At 59.7% G+C, this 22,860-nt stretch carries 10 protein-coding genes and 3 pseudogenes; 3 read left to right on the top strand and 10 right to left on the bottom strand.

Annotation, left to right across the window (positions count from 1 at the left end; genetic code table 11):
* The 3 genes from EAH78_RS29355 to EAH78_RS29345 all read left to right on the top strand — a co-directional run.
* A partial coding sequence (locus tag EAH78_RS29355) for a DUF3604 domain-containing protein (RefSeq protein WP_140671510.1) occupies positions 1-1,768 on the top strand: 1,768 nt, incomplete at its 5' end.
* 475 nt (positions 1,769-2,243) lie between these two features.
* Positions 2,244-8,387: an autotransporter-associated beta strand repeat-containing protein gene (locus EAH78_RS29350; RefSeq protein ID WP_161599711.1), complete on the top strand. Its 6,144-nt coding sequence runs from the start codon at positions 2,244-2,246 to the stop codon at positions 8,385-8,387.
* A gap of 203 nt (positions 8,388-8,590) precedes the next feature.
* A complete protein-coding gene (locus tag EAH78_RS29345) occupies positions 8,591-9,859 on the top strand; it encodes an anaerobic sulfatase maturase (protein ID WP_140671506.1) in 1,269 nt (422 codons plus the stop codon).
* 131 nt (positions 9,860-9,990) lie between these two features.
* Here EAH78_RS29345 and EAH78_RS29340 read toward each other — a convergent pair whose 3' ends face one another.
* From EAH78_RS29340 to EAH78_RS29295, 10 genes and pseudogenes are all read right to left on the bottom strand, one after another.
* The gene (locus EAH78_RS29340; RefSeq protein WP_140671505.1) at positions 9,991-11,625 is read right to left on the bottom strand and encodes a 3-(methylthio)propionyl-CoA ligase; all 1,635 of its coding nucleotides are present in this window, start codon (positions 11,623-11,625) and stop codon (positions 9,991-9,993) included.
* A 56-nt stretch (positions 11,626-11,681) separates the two neighbouring features.
* A complete protein-coding gene (locus EAH78_RS29335) occupies positions 11,682-12,515 on the bottom strand; it encodes an SDR family NAD(P)-dependent oxidoreductase (RefSeq protein WP_140671503.1) in 834 nt (277 codons plus the stop codon).
* Positions 12,516-12,567: 52 nt separating this feature from the next.
* The gene (locus tag EAH78_RS29330; protein WP_240051949.1) at positions 12,568-13,998 is read right to left on the bottom strand and encodes a DUF1254 domain-containing protein; all 1,431 of its coding nucleotides are present in this window, start codon (positions 13,996-13,998) and stop codon (positions 12,568-12,570) included.
* 47 nt (positions 13,999-14,045) lie between these two features.
* A pseudogene (locus EAH78_RS29325) lies at positions 14,046-15,038 on the bottom strand (efflux RND transporter permease subunit); the annotation flags it as partial.
* 11 nt (positions 15,039-15,049) lie between these two features.
* Positions 15,050-16,783 (bottom strand): annotated as a pseudogene (locus tag EAH78_RS29320) (efflux RND transporter permease subunit); the annotation flags it as partial.
* A 68-nt stretch (positions 16,784-16,851) separates the two neighbouring features.
* Positions 16,852-17,082 (bottom strand): annotated as a pseudogene (locus EAH78_RS33470) (hypothetical protein); the annotation flags it as partial.
* Between the two features lie 36 nt (positions 17,083-17,118).
* Positions 17,119-18,177 carry a WD40/YVTN/BNR-like repeat-containing protein gene (locus EAH78_RS29310; RefSeq protein WP_140671499.1) on the bottom strand — a complete coding sequence of 353 codons (1,059 nt, stop codon included), beginning with the start codon at positions 18,175-18,177 and terminating at the stop codon, positions 17,119-17,121.
* 76 nt (positions 18,178-18,253) lie between these two features.
* Positions 18,254-19,615 (bottom strand): DUF1329 domain-containing protein, encoded by a 1,362-nt coding sequence (locus EAH78_RS29305; protein WP_140671497.1) that lies wholly within the window; start codon positions 19,613-19,615, stop codon positions 18,254-18,256.
* Positions 19,616-19,648: 33 nt separating this feature from the next.
* Positions 19,649-21,478 carry a DUF1302 domain-containing protein gene (locus EAH78_RS29300; RefSeq protein ID WP_140671495.1) on the bottom strand — a complete coding sequence of 610 codons (1,830 nt, stop codon included), beginning with the start codon at positions 21,476-21,478 and terminating at the stop codon, positions 19,649-19,651.
* 68 nt (positions 21,479-21,546) lie between these two features.
* A complete protein-coding gene (locus tag EAH78_RS29295; protein WP_140671493.1) occupies positions 21,547-22,710 on the bottom strand; it encodes a thiolase C-terminal domain-containing protein in 1,164 nt (387 codons plus the stop codon).
* Positions 22,711-22,860 lie beyond the last annotated feature (150 nt).

The raw sequence follows: 22,860 nt of genomic DNA, 5'->3' as shown, positions 1-22,860 counted from the left end.
GGTGGCGGGTGGCATCTGGCAACAAACCATTGCCATTGCCGACAAATACTACAAGCCCGGCAAGTTCACGACCTTCGTCGCTTATGAATGGACCTCGGCCCCTCACAATCAAAACATGCACCGCAACGTGTTTTTCCGCGATTCGAAAAAGGTCCCCGCCCTGCCCTTTACGGCGCTTGACTCGAACAAGCCGGAGGATCTCTGGGGCTGGATGGACGATCAGCGCAAACAAGGCAATGAGGTGCTGGCGATCTCGCACAACGCCAACCTCAGCAACGGCATCATGTTTCCAGTGGACGTCGATGACCGTGGCCGGCCCATCGATGCCGCCTGGGCTGAAACACGGATGCGCAACGAGTCCCTGACCGAGATCCACCAGGTCAAAGGCACCTCGGAAACCTACCCCGACCTTTCGCCGAATGATGAATTTGCCAACTACGAAATCATGAGTTTCCTGATTGGCCTCGACAACAGCACGTCCAAAATCAATGGCAGTTACGTGCGCCAGGCCTGGCAAAACGGGATGGCCTTGCAAGAAGCCAAGGGCTTCAACCCCTACAAGATGGGCGTAGTCGCCGCCAGCGATTCGCACAACGGGGTAATTCCGTACGCGCAAAACAACAACTTCGGCTCCCACGGCTTTACCGACAACACCCCTGAGCTGCGCCTTTCCGGCAAAAAGAACTCGGGCATGGCTGCTTTACAAACCAGCACCTCCGGCCTGGCCGGGGTCTGGGCGGAAGAAAACACCCGTGAGTCGATCTTTGATGCGATGAAACGCAAAGAAGTGTATGGCACCAGCGGTGTGCGCATTCCCGTGCGCCTGTTTGGCGGCTGGGGCTTCGACAGCACGTTGTGGAACGAGAAAGACTGGGTGCATGCCGCCTACGCCAAGGGGGTGTCCATGGGCGGCGACTTGCCGGCAAAACCGGGCAAAGAGGCGCCGAGCTTCGTGGTGTGGGCAGTCAAGGATGCCGATGACGGCAACCTCGACCGGATCCAGATCATCAAGGGCTGGACCAAAAACGGGCAGACCTTCGAGAAGATCTACGACGTGGCCTGGTCTGGTGATCGTCAGCCGGACCCGGCCACAGGCAAAGTGCCGGCGGTGGGCTCCACGGTCGACATTTCCAAGGCCACTTACACCAACACCATCGGTGCCACCGAGCTGAAAAAAGTCTGGGTCGACCCGGATTTCGATCCGGCCCAGCACGCGTTCTACTACGCCCGCGTGCTACAAATCCCGACACCCCGCTGGAGCACCTATGACGCGGCCAAGTTGCAAGTGCCGCCGCCTGCCGATGTCTCGGCCACTGTGCAGGAACGCGCCTGGACCTCGCCAATCTGGTACTCGCCGAACGCCGAGGACGGCAAATTGACGGCGCGTGGTAAAACCATTGACGACCTCAAAACCGAAGGCGCCAAGGCGCTCACCAACGAGCAGTTGCAAGCCTACGTGGTGGGTAAAACGATCAAGGTGCGCAACACCGTCACCGGCCAGACCTTTGAAATTGTCTACGGCAACGACGGCCAGCGCTCGGTGATCAGTGTCGACGGCAAACCGCCTTCAGACGGTGAATACCTGAACATGCTGCACGGCGGCCAGTTCGGCGTTCCGGCCAGCTACGAAATCAAGGACGGGCATCTGGTCACGACCCTCGGCGGTTCACCCTTCGAGGCCACCGTCTTCGAGCAAAACGGCAAATACGTGGCGGCTCGCAGCAGTGAGTTCGGCTACGTGAACTATGAGGTGGAAGCGGTCAAATAATGGTGAGGTTGACGTCGATGGACATGCATTGGCATGACCCATTTGATTCGCTTCGCTGATGCTTCGGTAACTCAAGACGGACGCTTTCTGCGGGTGGGCTTCACATCCCCGTCCGCACATATGCGCTGAATCGCGACATTTTCCGACGCTGATAAATGCGCAATGCTCGCGCAAGGTGGGCTAAAACATCGACTGGAGTACATCAATGGATGTGATTTCTCGGGTGACGATTGGCGCTTTTCCGCAATGCTTAAGATGGACCTCCGAAGGGGACAGAGGCAAACATGAGTCGACCCTTTCAGCGAATTCCACTGGCGCTGACGATGTCGACAGGTCGATAGGGACGAACACTTCAATTGCCCTGAGGTGGCGGCTCACACAACCCATAGTGATGACCGTGACGACAATTTTTCTTGTCGAGATGCTTTGGGCACCCGCACAGGCAGTCACGATTGATGGTGGGACCGTTGTTACTGTGCCCGGCACGTTTGCGAGCCCATGGAATGCCGGGGTAGGCCTGGTCGTGGGAAGCACCAGCCTGGGGGGAACCCTGATCATCAACAGTGCAGGTCAGGTACTCACCGGCACAGGAACGCCTACATCAGCCAGCGTCGCCGCAGGCACTAACAGTGTCGGCGTTGTCACCGTGACAGGCCCCGGCTCGCGCTGGAGCGCAAACGGTGAACTTCACTTCGCAGAGGCCAATGGCGCTAACGCTACGGTAAACATCCTTGACGGTGGCGTGATCGCAACGGGTGGGGGCAGCGGCGGGATCCGTATGGGTTACGGCACTGGCGTGGCCAACGTCACCGTGGATGGTGCCGGCTCGCTACTGTCATCCTCTACGTCGATAGACGTAGGCGAAAGCGGTCGGTCAACGCTGACCTTGTCCAATGGCGGCCGGGCTAACGCCAACTCCATACGCGTAGGTCTCCTCGCCGGAGCCAGGGGCGTGGTAAACATTGGTGCAGCCGTGGGCGCCGCTGCCGTGGCGCCGGGTATCCTGGGCACAACAAGCGTGATTCTGAATGCGGGAATCAACTCGTTACTGGTTTTGAATCACACCGATGTCAGCGGCGGTTATGTGCTCTCACCACTGATCAGCGGCACGGGGCAAGTCCAGGTTTATAGCGGCACCACCGTTGTGAGCCGTGCCAATACCTATACCGGCGGGACTGCGCTCAACGGTGGCGTGCTACAGGTATCGAGCGACGCGAACCTCGGCGCCGCTGCCGGGACGCTGAGTTTCAACGGCGGCACGCTCAGGAGCACGGCGGGCTTTAGCATGGCACGCAGTACGACCCTCAATGCCTCAGGTGGCATCTTTGAGACGCAGACTGGCATCCTGCCCCTGATCCAGAACGGTCTCATTGCGGGCGTTGGCGCCTTGACCAAGACCGGGGCCGGCACGCTGAACCTGACAGCCGCCAATACCTACACCGGTGGCACCGCAATCAATGGCGGCGTGCTGCAGATTTCGAGCGACAGTAACCTGGGAGCGCCGGCAGCAGTGCTCAGTCTCGACGGCGGTACCTTGCGCACTACGGCCAATATCGCCATGGCCCGCGACACGACGCTGGGCAGCGCCGGTGGGACCTTCGAAACGCAGACCAGCAACCTGACCCAAAACAGCTCAATCGCCGGCGTCGGCGCCTTGACCAAGGCCGGTTCAGGCACGCTGACCCTCACCTCTGCCAATACCTACACAGGCGGCACCACGATCTCCGCCGGCACCCTGCAACTGGGCAATGGCGGCACCAGTGGCAGTATCGTCGGCAATGTCACCGACAATGCGGCGCTGGTCTTCAACCGCTCAGACAGTGTCACCGTCGCCAGCAATATTTCGGGCAGCGGCACCGTGTCCCAGATCGGCACCGGCACCACCGTGCTGACCGGCACCAACACTTACACGGGAGGCACCACAATCTCGGCCGGCACCCTGCAACTGGGTAATGGCGGCACGAGCGGCAGTGTCGTGGGAAATATCACCGACAATGCGACCCTGGCCTTTGATCGCTCGGACACTTTTAACCTCGCCGGGGTCATTTCAGGCAGTGGTTCGGTTTCTCAGATCGGCACAGGCAGCACCGTGCTGAGCGGTGCCAATACCTACGTCGGGGCGACGACAGTGTCGGCAGGTACCCTGTACGTCGACGGCAATCAGTCGGCCGCGACCGGCCTGACCAGCGTCGCGTCCGGCGCAACATTGGGCGGTAGCGGAACGATCGGTGGCAGTGTCAACATCGCCGACGGCGGTACCCTCTCGCCAGGGGATCAGGCGGCCCCCGGCCGGCTCGGCATCAACGGCGATCTGGGGCTCAGCACCGGATCGCTGCTGAACTACCGATTCGGCCAGGCCGGTGTCGTGGGCGGCCCGCTGAACGACCTCACCGTGGTCGGCGGCAATCTCACCCTCGATGGCACACTCAACGTCACCACCTCGCCCGGTGGCACCTTCACACCAGGCGTCTACCGCGTCATCAGTTATGGCGGCACGCTGACCAACAACGGACTGCTGCTCGGCACGACCCCGTCGGGCACGACCCTGGGTGTGCAAACCTCGGTCGCCAACCAGGTCAATCTCGTCAATACGACGGGGCTGACCCTGAACTTCTGGGATGGCAACGCGGGGCCGAAGAACGACGCAACGGTCAATGGCGGCAATGGTGTCTGGCAAAACAACAGCGGCAACGACAATTGGACTGACAGCAATGGCACAGTGAATGCGCCCTTCAGCAATGGCTCCTTTGCGGTGTTCATGGCGCAGCCGGGGACGGTGAGCATCGATAACAGCCTGGGCCAGGTCAATGTGTCCGGAATGCAGTTTGCCAGTGACGGCTACGTCATCAGTGGTGGGCCGCTTGAGCTGATCGGGTCGCCGACCAGTATCATTCGTGTCGGTGATGGCACCGCGAGCGGCGCTGCTGACACGGCGACAATCAATTCCGTGCTGACGGGGAGTTCGTCGATTCAGAAAGAAGACCTGGGCACCTTGGTCCTGACGGCCAATAACACCTACACCGGTGGCACCGCGATCAATGGCGGCGTGCTGCAAATTTCGAGCGACAACAACCTGGGCACGCCGGCAGCAGCGCTCAGTCTGGACGGCGGTACGCTGCGCACGACGGCCGATATGACCATGGCCCGCGACACGACGCTGGGCAGCGCCGGTGGGACCTTCGAAACGCAGGCCAGCATCCTGACCCAAAACAGTTCCATCGCCGGCGTCGGCGCTTTGACCAAGGCCGGGACCGGCACGCTGACCCTCACCTCAGCCAACACTTATTCAGGTGGCACCACGATCTCCGCCGGCACTCTGCAGCTGGGCGATGGCGGCACCAGCGGCAGTATCGTCGGGGATGTCACCGACAATGCGGCGCTGGCCTTCAACCGTTCAGACAGTGTCACCGTCGCCAGCAATATTTCGGGCAGCGGCACCGTGTCCCAGATTGGCGCCGGCACAACCGTGCTGACCGGCACCAGCACTTACACAGGCGGCACCACGATCTCCGCCGGCACCCTGCAGCTGGGCAATGGCGGCACGAGCGGCAGTATCGTCGGAAATGTCACCGACAATGCGGCGCTAGCCTTCGATCGCTCAGACACACTAACCCTCGCCGGGGTCATTTCAGGCAGCGGTTCAGTGTTTCAGATCGGCACAGGCAGCACCGTGCTAAGCGGTGCCAATGCTTACGCCGGGGCGACGACCGTGGCGGCAGGCGCTCTTTACGTCGACGGCAATCAGTCGGCCGCGACCGGCCTGGCCAGTGTCGCGTCAGGCGCAACACTGGGCGGTAGCGGCACCCTCGGTGGCAATGTGGACATCGCCGACGGCGGCACCCTCTCGCCGGGCGACCCGGGAAGCGTCCCCGGCCGACTCACCATCAACGGTGACCTGGGGCTCAGTACCGGATCGCTGCTGGACTACCGTTTCGGCCAGGCCGGTATCGTGGGGGGGGCGTTGAACGACCTCACCGTGGTCGGCGGCAATCTCACCCTCGATGGCTCGCTCAATGTCACCACCCCGCCCGGCGGCACCTTCATCCCTGGCATCTACCGAGTGATCAGTTATGGCGGCACGCTGGCCAACAACGGACTGGCGCTCGGCACGACCCCGTTGGGCACGACCCTGAACGTGCAGACCTCGGTCGCCAACCAGGTCAATCTCGTCAACTCGACGGGGCTGACGCTGAGATTCTGGGATGGTGTTGCAGGACCGAAGAACGACGGCGCCGTCAATGGCGGCAACGGCCTCTGGCAAAACGTCAATGGCAACGATAACTGGACCGACGCCGATGGCGCGGTGAATGCGCCCTTCACCGATGCCGCCTTTGCGGTGTTTATGGCTCAACCGGGGGCCGTGAGCGTGGATAACAGCCTTGGCCAGGTCAATGTGTCCGGTATGCAGTTTGCCAGCGACGGCTACGTCATCAGCGGTGGGTCGCTTGCGCTGGTCGGCTCGCCGACCAGCATCATTCGTGTCGGCGATGGCACCGCGAGCGGCGCCGCTGACACCGCGACGATCAATTCCGTGCTGACAGGCAGTTCGTCGATTCAGAAAGAAGACCTGGGCACCTTGGTCCTGACGGCCAATAACACCTACACCGGTGGTAACGCGATCAACGGCGGCGTGCTGCAGGTATCGAGCAACAACAACCTGGGCGCGTCGGCAGCAGCGCTCAGCCTTGACGGCGGTACGTTGCGCACCACAGCCGATATCACCATGGCCCGCGACACGACGCTGGGCAGCGCCGGTGGGGCCTTCGAAACGCAGGCCAGCAAGCTGACCCAAAACAGCTCAATCGCCGGCATCGGCGCCTTGACCAAGGCTGGTTCTGGCACGCTGACCCTCACCTCAGCCAATACCTACACAGGCGGCACCACGATCTCCGCCGGCACCCTGCAACTGGGCAATGGCGGCACCGGCGGCAGTATCGTCGGGAATGTCACCAACAATGCGGCCCTGGCGTTCGATCGCTCGGACATAAACAACTTCGCGGGTGTGATTTCGGGGACGGGCTCAGTCGCTCAGATCGGCACAGGCACCACCTTGCTATCGGGCACGAACACCTACATAGGGCTCACGACGGTGGCGACCGGCACCTTGCAGGCCGGCGCGAGCAACGCCTTTAGTGCCGCCTCGATGCATACCGTGCAGGCGGGCGCCACGCTCGACACCGCCGGGTTCAACCAGACCGTGGCGGCGCTGCAAAACAATGGAACGGTCAGCCTGGTGAGCGCCATTCCGGGCAGCACGCTGACGGTCAATGGACCCTACGTGGGCAACAACGCCACGCTGCGACTCGGTACAGATCTGGGCGGTGATGCCAGTTTGAGCGACCGACTGGTGCTCAATGGTCCAACTGCCAATGCAAGTGGCAGCACCACCCTTCAGATCGCCAACCTGGGCGGCCTCGGCGCGCTGACCAGCGGCAATGGCATCGAGGTGGTGAGCGCACTCAATGGCGCGACAACTACTGCGCAGACGACCAAGAACGCCTTCAGCCTGGCCAACGGCCATGTGGATGCTGGCGCCTATGAGTATCGTCTCTATGCGGCCGACGCCACGGGCTCGGGGGAAAACTGGTACCTGCGTTCGAGTTCGCCCGTGACGACGCCAGGATCCCCCCCGCTTTCGCCAGCGGTGCCCACCTACCGATCCGAAGTGCCGTTACTCGCGGCATTACCCGCCCAGTCCAGGCAGGCAGACCTCGCGATGCTGGGCAATCTGCATCGCCGCGTCGGTGACGAGTTCAATCAAGGAGACTCCGCCGCGCCAACATCGGATGCGCAGGCCCTTCGCTCCTGGGGACGCGCCGTGTACACCGACCTCGATATCCAACAACCGGGTGATGCTGATGCCCACAGCCAAGGCCACGTGAGTGGTTGGCAGGTAGGCAACGACCTCTTCGTCAGTGATAACTGGCGTTCCGGCTTCTATGTAGGTTTCCTCGATGGCAACGCCGACGTTTCAGGCAATGCGCATGGGGTAACGGGGCGCGTGGGTAACAACAAACTGCAAACGCGCTATTTGGGCGCCTATGCGACATGGATGGATTCGAGTGGTACCTATGTCGACAGCGTGCTGCAAGGCGGGAGCCAGGACTATACGGTGCGACCGGACGGCAACCAGAATATATCCGGCAATTACCACAGCTTCGCCGCGTCGGTGGAGACCGGCAAAACCTTCACCCTGACCGAGCAATGGAGTCTTGAACCCCAGGCGCAGTTGATCTTCCAGCAGCAGAACCAAGACGACTTGACGCTCGGCGGGGCGCAGGTCAACCAAAACGCAGAAAATGCCTGGATTGCCCGCTTGGGCGCGCGCGTGAAGGGCGAGTTCGTGACCGGTGCCGGAAAGTTACTGCCCTATGCAAGGGTGAATCTTTACCACTCAAGCGCAGGTAACGATGACGTGACTTTCAGCACTCCTACGGCCTCGACGAAGATCGAGAGTCCAAGCGGCTACAGTGCCGCTGAGGCAGAAGTCGGTGGGACCCTGGCACTGACGTCCGACACGAGTCTCTATGGCGAAATCGGGCAGCTTTGGAATATAGGCGGCGACGCGACCATCAAGTCCTCTGTGCAGGCCTCGCTTGGCCTGAAGATGCGTTGGTAACCACCTTAAGAGAAGCGTCCGATGTTTGACATCTGCGCACTCCGCTCTCTTCCGACGAAAGTCTGCACCGCCACGTTCAGCTTGAATATGTCGGCGTACGCTGCCCCCCCAATCATGGGGGGCGGCCAACACGGGTTCTCTCCCTAGCCTCTGGCATTGGAATCGCAGCGATCCGCTGAGCGGTCCGAACGCAGCCTGCCACCATGTCTACCCACGAAACCCCGCCCCAGGGCCTGCATCTGATGGCCAAGCCCGTCGGGCCGATCTGCAACCTCGATTGCAGTTACTGTTTCTATCTGGAAAAAGAACAGCTGTACCCGCCCCGGGAACGCTTCAGCATGACTGACGAGGTGTTGCGCTTATATGTGCAGCGCTACATCGACGCCCAGACCACACCCGAAGTCGAATTCACCTGGCAAGGCGGCGAGCCGACGCTGCTCGGCCTGGATTTCTTTGAACGTGCGATCGCGTATCAACGTCAGTTCGCGGGGACGAAAGTCATTCGTAATACGCTGCAGACCAACGGCACCTTGCTCAGTGATGATTGGTGCGAGTTCCTGGCTCGCGAACGTTTCATGGTTGGGATCAGTCTCGATGGTCCACGTTTCGTCCACGACCTGTATCGCCCCGACAAGCGCGGCCGCTCAAGTTTCGACGAAGTCATGCGTGGGCTCGGACTGCTTAAACAACACGGCGTCGATTTCAATGTGCTGGTGACCGTAGCCCGGGATGTCGCCCGATACCCTTTGGAAATCTACCGTTTTCTGAAAGCTGAAGGCGTCCGGCATATCCAGTTCAACCCGGTGGTGGAACGCCAGCCGGATGCGCCCCAAGTCAGTCAGGGCCTGCACTTCGCGGTTCCGCCGGAGTTGCGCTTGCACGCGGTGCCCGAACCAGCCGTTGTGACCGAGCACACCGTTGGCGCAGAAGCGTACGGTGACTTCCTGATCAAGATCTTCGACGAGTGGGTGCGCCAGGATGTCGGGGAGGTTCATGTCATGAACTTCGAATGGGCACTGGCCTCATGGTGTCAGTTGCCGGCCTCGGTGTGCCTGTTCAGCCCGCGCTGCGGCAAAGCGGCAATCGTCGAGCATGACGGCAATGTCTATTCCTGCGATCACTACATGTACCCCGAGTACTTATTGGGCAACCTGAAGACTGATGATCCTGCCGTACTGCTCGCCTCTCCTGCGCAACAAGCCTTTGGCGCAGCCAAGGAAGAGACACTGCCAACGTATTGCCAGCAGTGCGATTATCGCTTTGCCTGCCATGGCGAATGCCCGAAAAACCGCTTCACAAATGCGCCCAACGGCGAGCCGGGGCTCAATTACCTTTGCCCGAGCTACAAGAAATACTTCCGCCACCTGACGCCCTACATGAATGCCATGGCCCAACTGGTGAGCCACAAGCAACCGGCGGCACTGATCATGCAGGCGTTTGCCGGCCCGTTGATTGTGCCGCTGGATAAATAACCGTCAGGTTTGGCACTCCCCCCTGTGGCGAGGGAGCTCGCTCCCGCTGGACTGCGCAGCAGTCCCTCTCCTGGGGCCGCGTCGCGACCCAACGGGAGCAAGCTCCCTCGCCACAGTGATTCCTCGTTCTCTTAATCCTGAAAGCGGAAATCACGGAACTGCTCCCGCAGCTTCATCTTTTGCAACTTGCCGGTGGCGGTGTGCGGCAATGCCTCGACAAAGACGACATCGTCCGGCAGCCACCACTTCGCCACACGGCTTTGTAGCACTTTCAGCAGATCATCCTTGCTCGCTGTCTTGCCGGGTTTGAGCACCACCACCAGCAATGGACGTTCCTGCCATTTCGGATGAGGGATGCCAATCACAGCGGCTTCAGCAACGGCGGGATGACTGACGGCGGCGTTTTCCAGGTCAATCGAGGAAATCCACTCGCCACCCGACTTGATCACGTCCTTGGCGCGGTCGGTAATCTGCATGTAGCCATCGGCATCGATGGTTGCAATGTCGCCCGTATCGAGCCAGCCCTCGCCATTCAGAATCTGCCCGCCCTCGCCGCCGTAATACTGGCTGGCGATCCACGGCCCCTTGACCAGCAGCAGACCTGAAGCCTTGCCATCGCGTGGCAGTTCAGCGCCCTCATCATCAACAATCTTCATCGACACACCAAACAGCGCACGCCCCTGTTTGGCCTGCAAATCGAGCACTTCATTGAGCGGTGCGCCGCGGTGCTTGGGCAACGGAATGCAGAGGGTGCCCAGTGGCGACATCTCGGTCATGCCCCACGCATGCAAGACACGCGCGTCGAAGATCGTCTCAAACGTCTCGACCTGGCTTCGAGGGGCGGCGGCCCCGCCGATCACTACCCGGTTCAGGCACAACTCGGCAGCCGGTTGCAGTCCCTGCGCCTCGACGTGTTGCTGCAACGTCATCCACACCGTCGGCACACCAAGCGCCAGGGTGACTTGCTCATCGCGCATCAGCGTGTAGAGACTCTCACCATCCAGCGCGGCGCCCGGCAATACCAGTTTGGCGCCACACATGGCAGCGGCGTAAGGCATTCCCCATGCATTGACATGGAACATCGGCACGACCAGCAACGCCGAATCCGCCGCCGACAAACCAAAGCCATCCGAGGTGCAAAGGGCCAACGAATGCAGAATCGAAGAACGGTGTGAATACAGCACGCCCTTCGGATTACCGGTGGTACCTGAGGTGTAGCACATCGATGACGCGGTGCGCTCATCGAACTCCGGCCAGCTGAAATCACTGCTCTGTTCGGCGATCAGGTCTTCATAGCAGATCAGGTTGAGCACATTGATCGCCGGCATTTGCTCACGGTCACACAGGGCAATGAAGCCCTTGACGGTTTTCAGATGCGGTGCGATTTGCTCGACCAAGGCCGCGAACGACAGATCGAACATCAAATACTGATCCTCGGCGTGATTGGCGATGAACTCGATCTGCTCGGCGAACAACCGTGGGTTGATCGTATGCAACACCGCGCCAATGCCCGACACGCCGAAGTACAGCTCCATGTGCCGGTAACCATTCCAGGCCAAGGTGCCGATTCGGTCACCGGGCTGAACATCAAGCGCAACCAGCGCATTGGCCACCTGTTTGGCACGGCGCCCGATGTCGGCATACGTGCAGTGATGGACCGAGCCGTCTGCGGTGCGCGAGGCAATTTCGGTGCGTGGATGCGCCTTCAGCGCGTGTTCGAGAACGTTGGAAATCAACAACGGTTGATCTTGCATCAAGCCCAGCATGGTTATGTGTTCCTTTTATTCTTGTACGAGTTCGGTATTACAGGCGTGACGGCGGATTACAGGTAGCCGACCTTGCGCGCGTCGTTGAGGATCACCCGGCGGATCAGGCCAATGGAAAGACGCTTCACGTGAAAAATCAGTTTGGCGAACGGCCCGACCAGCACCAGGTCCTGACCTTTCTGCACGGCGCGAACCATCGCCTCGGCAACCAGTTCCGGTTCACAGCCTTTGGCTTTGTAGTAGGCCTGCAGTCGCTCGATCTGCGCTTCAGTGATAGAAGGTGAAACAGCGCTGCGGGACTGGGTGATGGCGGTATTGATAATGCCGGGACAGACCGTGGTGATGCTGACGTTGGAGTTGGCCAGTTCCATCTTCAAGACTTCGCTGAAACCGAATACGGCATGTTTAGAGGCTGCGTATGCACCCATGGTCGGTGATGGATAGATGCCCGCCACCGAGGCCACGTTGAGCACATGGCGCACCCCGCCGGCCTGGAGCATTTGCGGGATGAAGTAAAAGCAGCCATGGACCACGCCCATGAGGTTGATGTCCATGACCCGCCGCCAGTGGGTCAGGTCGCTCTGGAGCAACTGGCCCAGATAACCTATTCCGGCGTTGTTGATCAGCACATCAATTGGCCGCGATTTCATGTACGGATGCTCGGCGAACGCCTGCATCTCATCGCTATTCGAAACGTCGAGTTGATGGATCATGCAAATGGCTCCCTGCGCGACGAGGTCGACCTGAAGCCGTTTCAATGCCTGAGAATCAATATCCGTGGCGATGATGTGCGCGCCACGGCGAGCGAATGCAAACGCCGCCGCACGACCGATGCCAGAGGCGGCCCCCGTGATCATGACTTTCTTGTTTTTGAGTTCTGGAATGGCCATACGGGTATCCATCGTGAATGAAGGGATTGCATCGGCAATGCTCGATGCCTGATTACTTCAGATGTTCCAGCGGCGGCGCAGTCCATTTCCCCGACAACGCCTGCTCGGCCGGCCGATACAAGCGCATGTACATGGCAAATGGGCCCTTTGGTGCGGGCAACCAGTTAGCCTCTTTATCCTTGCCCGGGGATTCATGCTGGATGTACAACGTCACGCCACCGTCCACATCGCGCTTGAGCTGTGACAGCATCGGCGAGTTGATCAGGTAACGATTGAGAGGATTGTCGACCAGCCAGCTGCCTGGCAGTTCGTACATCGTCAGCGACCAAAACGCATTGACGGGGGGCAACTGATCAGGTGCAAAGCGCAGGCTGTAGCGCTGGCTTCCATCTAGTTTCTGCTTGTCGGCATCGACACGATAAAACGGATAAATCGCCTCTTGCCTGGAGGCGCCATAAATACCAATCGTCCCGAGCATGCGGTTCAGGTAGTTGTTCTTCATGGCCTCGCGCGAGCCGAGAATATCGCCCGATGTCAGCGTGCCCTCATTCAACTGCTTGACGCCACCAGCAAAGGCATCCCAGGCATCGGCCATGCCTTGCTCGATGGCGGTCTTCATCTCTGGGCTGAGTTTGGCAGGGTCGAAGTCTTTTCCGGCACCGATGCCGATCTTGGCAAAGCGCGCCATCAGTTCTTTTTCGGAAGGATCGGTCGGGCAAAATTGCAGCAGGAAGTTCATGATGCTGAACAGCTGAAGGGAGGTCTTTTGCTCCTCATGGCTAAGCGGTTTGACGAAATCAATGGGCGGTGCGGCTTTCGCCGGGGTGCTACCCAAGAACGCCGACAGCGTCTGCACTTTGTAGCCAGCCTGAACCTTCTTCACCTTCTCGATATCGCCTGGATTGAACAGTTGCGTGCGATAGATAGCGAGAGTCAGGTCTGTTTCAGCACGAAAGACTTTCTTGATGCCTTTGGGCGTATCACCTTTCCAGTTCGGTCCGACAATCAGGTAGCTACCGCCATCATTACCGGTGGTGCGGCTGCTGATGTAGTCGGAATTGAACGTGTAGAGATCAGTGAGCTGGACGCTGAAGTAACGATTTTTCTCGATGTGGGGAATCGTGAGGACGATGGGTTCGGCGCGCAAATCAAGGCCCGCCCATGAATAAGGCGTATCGGAGTTGGGCGTCTGGACGGCCTTGTCCGCGGGGGTATAGACACGAGGGGTGTTGTGAATCTGATTCCAGGGGCCTTTGTATTCGGGATTCTGATGATCCACGAAATACCCATACTGAATACGGTAGTTGTCCACCATCGGGTAGCCGTAGATGTAGGCTTCCTTGGCAATGGTACGCGCCTCTTCCGGGCTCACACCCGCCTGGGCCTGCACTGCCGGAAGGCCAACAAGCAGCGCCGCCGCGTACGCTAAAGCTTTCAACCGGATACTCATCGAGTTGTTTCCTATCATCGGAATGGATGGCAAAGCTCAGCCCGGCCCGCATTTTGAGCCGGGCTGAGCTTTGCGAAGTTTTAATGCGTGCGTTTGAGCAGAAAATGCGACAGCGCCGGGATCAATACCAACGCCCCGACCATGTTCCAGATGAACATGAAGGTCAGCAGGATGCCCATGTCGGCCTGGAACTTGATCGGCGACCAGGCCCAGGTGATGACGCCTGCCGCCAGCGTGATGCCGACCAGAGCCACCACCTTGCCGGTGAACGCGACGGAGTTTTTGTAGGCTTCGGTCAACGACAGACCGGCACGTTGTTGCGCCAACTGGACGCTAAGCAGGTACAGCGCGTAATCGACACCGATGCCGACGCCCAAGGCGATTACTGGCAGGGTCGCGACCTTCACGCCCATGCCGAGCCAGACCATCAATGCTTCGCAGAGAATCGAGGTCAGCATCAACGGCACCACCGCCACCACCACCGCGCGCCAGCTGCGGAAGGTGATGAAACACAGCACGATCACCGCGCCGTACACGTAGAACAGCATGGTGCGGTTGGCCTCGCGCACGACGATGTTGGTCGCGGCTTCGATCCCCGCGCTGCCGGCGGCGAGCATGAACTGGCGATCGTCGTTGCTGTGTTCGCGGGCGAACTGGTCGGCCACTTTCACCACATGATCGAGGGTTTCGGCCTTGTGATCGGAGAGATAAGCAATCACCGGCATCATCGAGCAATCGCTGTTGAACAGTTCCGGGTTGTTCACCGAAGCCTGCTGCGCGCCGTAATTGAGCACATTCTGATTACGGGCGATGGTCAGCATTTTCGGGTTGCCCTCATAGGAACCCGCCGTGATCTGCCGCACCGCATTGACCAGCGAAACGGTGGTCTGCACGCCCGGTTGTTGTTGCAGCAACCAGCCGAGGCGGTCGGCTTCCACCAGGGTTTCGTACTTCAGGCAACCTTCGCTGGCGGTTTTAACCATGACCGCGAACTGATCGCTGGACAGCGAGTAATTGGCGGTGATGTAGGCGTTGTCGCGGTTGTAGCGCGAGTCGGCACGCAGTTNGCCTGCTGCGCGCCGTAATTGAGCACATTCTGATTACGGGCGATGGTCAGCATTTTCGGGTTGCCCTCATAGGAACCCGCCGTGATCTGCCGCACCGCATTGACCAGCGAAACGGTGGTCTGCACGCCCGGTTGTTGTTGCAGCAACCAGCCGAGGCGGTCGGCTTCCACCAGGGTTTCGTACTTCAGGCAACCTTCGCTGGCGGTTTTAACCATGACCGCGAACTGATCGCTGGACAGCGAGTAATTGGCGGTGATGTAGGCGTTGTCGCGGTTGTAGCGCGAGTCGGCACGCAGTTCCGGCGCGCCCGGATCAAGGTCGCCGATCTTCAAATGCGTGCTGACCATAAAGCCACCGACCGCCAGCAGACCGGCCACCACCACCGCCACCGTCGCCCAGCGACGTTCAGTGAAGCGGTCAAGCAGACTCCACAAACTGCCCAGCCCTTTGCCTTTCAGCTCCTCGTTTTCCTGTCGCAAACTGCGCGCTGCCGCCTTTGGGCTCACACCAAAATAGGACAGCAGCACCGGCAACAGCACCAGGTTGGTGAAGATCAATACCGCTACACCAATGCTCGCGGTGACCGCCAGATCCTGGATCACCGGGATRTCGATCAACATCAGCACCGCAAAGCCCACCGCATCGGCCAGCAACGCGGTCAGGCCGGCGAGAAACAGGCGGCGAAAGGTGTAACGCGCGGCGATCAATTGATGGGTACCGCGWCCGACGTCCTGCATGATCCCGTTCATTTTCTGCGCGCCGTGGGACACGCCGATGGCGAACACCAGAAACGGCACAAGGATCGAAAACGGATCAAGTGCGTAGCCGAACAARGTAATCAAACCCAGTTGCCAGACCACGGCCACCACCGAGCACAGAATCACCAGCGCGGTGCTGCGCACACAACGGGTGAAGGCATAAATGATGGCGGTGGCGATCAGCGCGGCCGCGCCGAAGTACAGCATGATCAGCAGCAGGCCATCGATCAGATCGCCCACCAGTTTGGCGAAGCCGATCACGCGGATCTTGATCGGGCCTTTGCCCTCTTCGCCCGCCTTGTGTTCGGCGCTGGAGCCTGCAAATTCAAACTTGTTGCGCAGCTGTTCTTCGAGCAGGCGCGAGAACTGGTGATAGTCGATGGCAGCGCCGGTGACCGGGTCTTTCTCCAGCAGCGGCACCACGATCATGCTCGACTTGAAGTTGTTGCCGACCAGACTGCCGATGATTCCGGAACGGGCGATGTTCAAGCGCAGTTGCTCGACACCTGAAGCCGAACCGTCATAAGAGTCCGGCATCACTGGCCCGCCACGGAAGCCCTCTTCCGTGACTTCGGTCCAGCGCACGGCCGGTGTCCACAACGATTTCATCCATGCGCGGTCCACGCCGGGCGTCAGGAACAAGGCGTCGTTGACCTGTTTGAGKACGTCGAGGTACTTCGGGTCATAGATGTCGCCGTCGGTGTTCTCCACCACCACCCGCACCGTATTGCCCAGTCCGCGCAGTGACTGGCGATTTTCCAGATAGTTTTTGATGTACGGCTGACTCTGCGGAATCATCTTTTCGAAGCTGGCATTGAGCGTCAGTCGAGTGGCGGCGAAATAGCTCAGCAATAGCGTGACGAGCAGGCAGGTCAGGACCACCAACAGGCGGTTGTTGAAAATCAGGCGTTCAAGGAAGTTGCCGGAGCGTGCATCGAAGCCCTTGAGCTCTCGGATCACCGGCATCGTATCGAGGTTGTAGTTATTACCCATGACGTGGCTCGTCTCTTTTTATTCTGTGAAGTGGGCTTATTGGTACGGCAACTGCCGCAACCCCTGNGATAGTTTTTGATGTACGGCTGACTCTGCGGAATCATCTTTTCGAAGCTGGCATTGAGCGTCAGTCGAGTGGCGGCGAAATAGCTCAGCAATAGCGTGACGAGCAGGCAGGTCAGGACCACCAACAGGCGGTTGTTGAAAATCAGGCGTTCAAGGAAGTTGCCGGAGCGTGCATCGAAGCCCTTGAGCTCTCGGATCACCGGCATCGTATCGAGGTTGTAGTTATTACCCATGACGTGGCTCGTCTCTTTTTATTCTGTGAAGTGGGCTTATTGGTACGGCAACTGCCGCAACCCCTGAGCACCTGCGACCACCACGGAACCTGACCTGACGGCCTGTACCGCAGCGGCAGGCCCCAGGCGCTCTTGTGGTTTTTGCGTGAAACTTACGCCGTCGTCATCGCTGACCAGGACATGGCCGGCCTGGCTGACCAGAATGATTCGACCGTCTGCCGTGACCGTGCTCGCGGTGATGCTTGAGGACAGACCCAGCTCAACCTTTTCCCAATTCGCACCGTGATCGACGCTGCGGTACACATTGCCGCGCAGGCCGTATACGAGCACCGCGCCCGGTGTGCCGGTGAGGCCAAAATAGCTGCCGCTGTAGGGCGTCGGAACATTAACGAAGCGCTGGCTCGCGGGTTCCAGTTTCAACACCAGCCCTTGCTCGCCGACAATAAACAGGTCGTCGCCGATCGCACGCATCCCGTAGAGGTTCAGCGCTCCCGGATTGTCCGTGCGGTCCATCATCGGCAGCCAGGTCTGGCCACCATCCTCTGTACGGAAAATCAGGTTGAATGCGCCGACGATGTAACCGGTTTTCTCATTGGCAAACCACACATCCAGGAAGGGTTTGTCGGCCCCTTCATCGATCATTCGTTGAGCATCAGCCAATAACGCCTCATCCGTCACCGCTTGCTGGCGATAGTGTTCGAGCATGATATGCCCGACCTGACGGCCATCCAGCTGGCGTTTCCAGGTTTCACCCTTGTCGTCGCTGTGCAACACAACGCCGTCATGCCCGACAGCCCAGCCCTGCGTCGAGCTAGGGAACTGCACAGCCACCAGATCGGAACTGACCGGCACCTGAGCCTGATGCCAACGGACGCCATCGTCATCGGAATAGAAAATATGCCCTCGTTGCCCTACGGCAACCAGACGCTTACCGGCAGTGGCCAACCCGGTGAACATCCCCTTAATGGCCTTTTCACTTGGAACCGCCGGGCTCGACAGCGGGTCGACAAACTCCGCGGCGATCACCGTTCGGGTAAATGGCACGGCCAAGACCACGCCTAGCGCCGCCAGCGTTATCCATCTAAATGCATTCATGATGTTTACTCGGCAAAAAAGCCGCCGGGCAGCGAGGAGTCCACTGCCGGCGGCAAAAAAACACCTGCGTTATGGCTTAGCGAATGCCAGTGCCAGCCAATGACTCAGGTGCCCACTGCGCTTTCGAAAGCGGCTCGATGTACTTGACGCCGCCATACGGGCCATAGACGCCGGTGATGTTGTAGCTACCGGAAACGAAGTCATAAATCATGTGGTTGTCGGAGTTCGGCGCCTGCACGTCATAGCTGTAAGCCATGTGGGCGAAGGAACCGCGGTACAACTTGCCGCTGGCGTCGTACTCATCGGAAGCCAGGGCAATCCAGCTGTCTTCGTCGAGGTAAAAGGTGCGCTTGCTGTAGATGTGGCGTTTGCCCGGTTTCAGTGTGGCCTCGACCACCCACACGCGGTGCAGTTCCCAGCGCGTCAAGTCTGGATTGACGAAGTGCGGCGTGGTGATATCCGCGGCTTCCTTGTGATAGTTCAGCTTGTAGGTGTTGTACGGAACGATCATTTCCTTCTTGCCGACCAGCTTGAAGTCGTAACGGTCCATGGCACCGTTGAACACCCAGGCATCGTCATAGGTCGAGGCACCGGCCGAACCCGGGTTCGGTGTGTCATAGGCAATGTCCGGGGCCAGTTTTACACGACGCTGACCCGGCAGGTATTGCCAGCCACGGCGCTCCATTTTCAGCGGATTGACCGCATCCTGCACCAGGATGGCTTCGCCTGCGCGACGGGCCGGGGCCTGGTAGTAGAGCTTGGTTTTGAAGAACAGATCGGTCTCTTTTGCCGGTTCCGTGCGCTTCGGATCGTAGAGCGAATATTCCAGATAGGCGTTACCCGACGTGGCCAGAATCGCCGTGCCGGAACTGTCGACGTTCCAGGAATCGTATTTCAGATTGGTGGCGTACCCCTGATAGCGCAGCAGGTGGTTCCACATGGCCTCATAGCCATCTTTCGGGATCGGGAACGGTACGCCCGGCAGCACGTTTTCCAGTGCGACACCGCCCTCGAGGGTTTTAGCGCCGACGGCGTTTTTCGCGGTGTTGTCCAGCAAGCGCTGAGGCAATGCAACGCTGCGATGGGTCGGGAATACATCGACCCGGAACGTTGGGTAACGCTTGAGCAGTTCTTGCGTGGTCGCGGTCAGTTTGCCGGCGAATTGACCCACGTTTTTACCATCGACGACTGCACGCGGCTTGTCAGCCTCGTAAGGGTCCGGACGGAACGAGCTGCCGGCCTGGAAACTGGCCGGCGGTGTGGTGATACCACCGGTGTAAGCCGGGATGGTGTTGTCGGCGTTGCCGGCCTTTTCCGCGCCGACCGCGGTCAGGCTGTTGCCCAGTTTTGCGGCTTCATCAGGGGAAACTGCAGCGTGTGCCGTGCCAGCGATGGCTACGGTCAAGGCAGTGAATAAAAGCGTGTTGACGAACTTCATGGAGTGACTCCTGCTATCAAGCAAAGACTTCGATCAAATGGTCGTTTTAAAGGTAAACGTGACCATGCCCCGATCCTTGAGCTGAGATGGCGTGCCGCCGAAAGCAGTGGGCTGCCCCGGTACACAGTTGTATTGACCATTGGCCCCAGGTGCGGCGCCCGCACCTTGTGCACGCGCGCTACCGGCGGAATCGCAGGTGTCGAACGGACCAAAGTTGTCCACATACTTCAGGTCAAACCGGTACTGGTTGTGCACATCCATGCCAACGCCCACCGAGTAGCTGCCTGAATCTTTATTACCCCCCAATTGAACAGCAGAGTTGCCTGACAGCCCGACGTTGTAGGTGACCGGCAAGTACATATCGATGCCGGGGAACACCTGATACCAGGTCGGGTTGAAGTTGACGCCCAGGACGTAGTTGTCCTTGGTGACCTTGTCGACACCGTGATACCAATCTTCGCCTTTAAACAACTGCTTGTTTTCCGTCACGTCCAGCCAGCGGCTGTAGGCAAGCTCAACCAGCAAGCTCGAGCTGTCCCACACCGGGGTCGCTCCGAAAGTGGTCAAGCCGTTGACGACGGCATGCACGGTGTTGCCGCGAGCCACGCCATTATCACCGTCGAAACTGCTGATGAAGCCCGGCAAACCGGCAGCGCCTGCCGCCGGATTGACGGTTCCCGGCACGCTGGCCAGTGGCATGTTGTGGCGGTAGTTCACGTCGACGCCGACGCTGACGCCTTCGATGCTCTTCGACAGGCTGAGGCCGTAGACATCGATGTCATCGACGTAAAACTGGTTGTAGCTGCCGGCGTTACCCGAAATCAGCTGAGCAGGTCCAACCGCCACCGGTTGCAAGACCAGGTTCGGCAGGATGTCGGAGGTTTTGCGGTAGTAGACACCCAGCGTGCCCTCCAGCCATTCCGGGCTCCACTTGGCCATCAGGCCGAAGTCACCATGGTTGTCCGGGGTGTAGGTGTGGCCGTTGTTAAGACGCAAAAACTGGTTGGCACCCAACGGACCGGGCGTGCCAAAACGAGGGTTCTGTGCAGCGACCAGCGACAAGTTGTGTCCGCCATTCTGAATGCCGTCGTTGAACCCCAGGTAAGTGCCCGACTCCGGCAGGCGCGCCGCGTCCCAATCCAGGAAGTACTGCGCGGCTACAGTCAGTTCCGGGTTAAGCGTGAAACTGGCCGATAACTGATTGCGCGGAATGAACAGCTCTTTGGCTTCTGTTCCCGGGACCGCCAGCGCCTTGGAAATGTCCAGGCCCGACTGGCCGTAACTGTTGCCATGGGCAAAGGCAAGGATGGTTTCACCCCAGTAATTGGTGTGCTTGCCGAGCTTGCCGCTGAGCAGCGATTCATCGCCGACTTCGGTGCTGCCGAACACGAAGGCATCGAGAATTTCCGAGGAAGGACCGTTGTAATAACGATCGGTGTAACCGCTCTGATGACGGGAATCCGGCCGGCCGTTGTTGAGCTGGTTAGTCGACGCGTTATCGCTGCCGATGTCGTCATAGGCGTGGTCGTACCAGGAGTTGGCACTGACCCGGAAACCAGCCTTCTGTTTGTAAACCACGTCCAGTTCAGACAGCACGTCGAGCCGCTGAGAAACCGGACTACCGGAAGAGAAGTTGCGTTCCCCGTCGTTGTTGTTCCACGAATGAGCCAGCTTGCTGTTGGCTGCCTCTACCCGCTGGGCATAGTTGAACTTCACCGTGTTGTCGAAGCGCACCGCAAAGTCTTCATTCCCGGTGTTGATCTCGACGGCCTGCACGGGCGCAATGCCCAGGCCGGTGAGAATGGCGGAAGTCAACAAGCCCTTGCGAAGGTTTGCATGGCAGATCTTATTATTTTTGTTCATCAAACGTGCCACCTGCTCTATGGTTTACGAAAGGTCATGGGTTACATCACGGCGCACTGAGCCTCCTCTCATGTGCGCTGCAAAATGGTGATCGACACCGCCCGGCCCAAAGCGGTGCTGTGCTGGAGCGCCGTGCGAGCTCCCGCAATTTGCCGCCCTTTGGCCATGTCGCGCAGTTGCCAGACCAGCTCAACCAGTTGCGCCAGTCCGCTAGCCCCTGGAGCGTGCCCGCGTCCCAGCAAGCCACCTGACGGGTTCACTGCATTCTTCTGCCCCTTCAAGGGGCCGTGGAGTTGCACAAAACGGTCAATGTCGTCTTCTCGGCAAAAGCCCAGCGCGACACTATTGACCATGAAGTCACCGACGCTTTGGTCATGCAGTTCAGCCACGTCAATGTCCTCCGCGCCGAGCCCCGCTTGCTGATAGGCCTGCTGCGCCACACGCCGAGTGGTCGCTCGCCCAAGCACATCCAGCACGCAGCCCGATTCCTGCTCCGAGGTGCTGTCGCTGCCCCTGGCGCTTGCCAGCACGGTGACGTCCGCCCGAGCGCCGAAACGCTGAGCGAAGGCCGGGGTGCAGATCACCACCGCCGCAGCACCGCAGGCCGGCGGAGACAGATAAGGCGGGAGCCAGCCGTCGCGATCCGGCACACGATTCAATACGGCGTACGGGTTGAGTCCAGCTTGAGTTCGTGCCCGCTCCAACACTTGGTCGAAGCTGTTTTCGGCAACGCCCAACCGCGTCAGCAGCCAACTGGTTTGGGCCGCGAACAGCAGCGCCGGTTGCCGTCGACGCTCGATAAACGCGTTGGCACTGTCACCCTGTCCGACTGTAGGCGACTCATCGCGAGCCAGCTCTTTCAAGCCGAAGAACTCACGATTGGAAATGCGCGCAGGCATGCACTCGACACCTACCACCAACACACACTCAGCCTGGCCGCACAACACACTGTTGCGGGCCAACTGAAACGCGCTGCTGGCGGACGCACAACCATCGGCGAGACTGAAAACCGGCACACCGGAGTAGCCAATCTGCGACAGCATTTGCTCGGCGATACCGGATTCACCGTGGACGCAGGCAGTAAACACCTGGTCGATCAGGTCATAGTCGATTCGCGCATCGGCCAGCGCCGCACAAATGGCCTGTCCCGCCAACGCTGCATGACTGTCACAGCCACCCAGCGGCAGAAACGGCGCCATTCCCGCGCCGGCGACCAGCACTCTTTCAGACATAAACCCTGCTCCCCACCCACCGATGCGCGTCGCGCTCTTGTTGGGGCCAGACTATGGCGAAGCCGAACAGCACAACCCCCCATTGACAGGGGGGGTGGCCGGAAATCAGATGGGGGGAATTGAATGATGATCCGAACGGATCACCTTGAA

The sequence above is a fragment of the Pseudomonas arsenicoxydans genome (genome assembly GCF_006438915.1).
Lineage (GTDB): Bacteria > Pseudomonadota > Gammaproteobacteria > Pseudomonadales > Pseudomonadaceae > Aquipseudomonas > Aquipseudomonas arsenicoxydans_A.
Note: the sequence above shows the minus strand (reverse complement) of the source record. Positions and strands in the feature narration are given on the sequence as shown.

Bases quoted from the DNA above. Each gene is read 5' to 3' on its own strand.
- EAH78_RS29310 (WP_140671499.1), bottom strand. From the start codon at position 18,177: ATGAATGCATTTAGATGGATAACGCTGGCGGCGCTAGGCGTGGTCTTG.
- EAH78_RS29295 (WP_140671493.1), bottom strand. From the start codon at position 22,710: ATGTCTGAAAGAGTGCTGGTCGCCGGCGCGGGAATGGCGCCGTTTCTG.
- EAH78_RS29305 (WP_140671497.1), bottom strand. From the start codon at position 19,615: ATGAAGTTCGTCAACACGCTTTTATTCACTGCCTTGACCGTAGCCATC.
- EAH78_RS29345 (WP_140671506.1), top strand. From the start codon at position 8,591: ATGTCTACCCACGAAACCCCGCCCCAGGGCCTGCATCTGATGGCCAAG.
- EAH78_RS29300 (WP_140671495.1), bottom strand. From the start codon at position 21,478: ATGAACAAAAATAATAAGATCTGCCATGCAAACCTTCGCAAGGGCTTG.
- EAH78_RS29335 (WP_140671503.1), bottom strand. From the start codon at position 12,515: ATGGCCATTCCAGAACTCAAAAACAAGAAAGTCATGATCACGGGGGCC.
- EAH78_RS29340 (WP_140671505.1), bottom strand. From the start codon at position 11,625: ATGCTGGGCTTGATGCAAGATCAACCGTTGTTGATTTCCAACGTTCTC.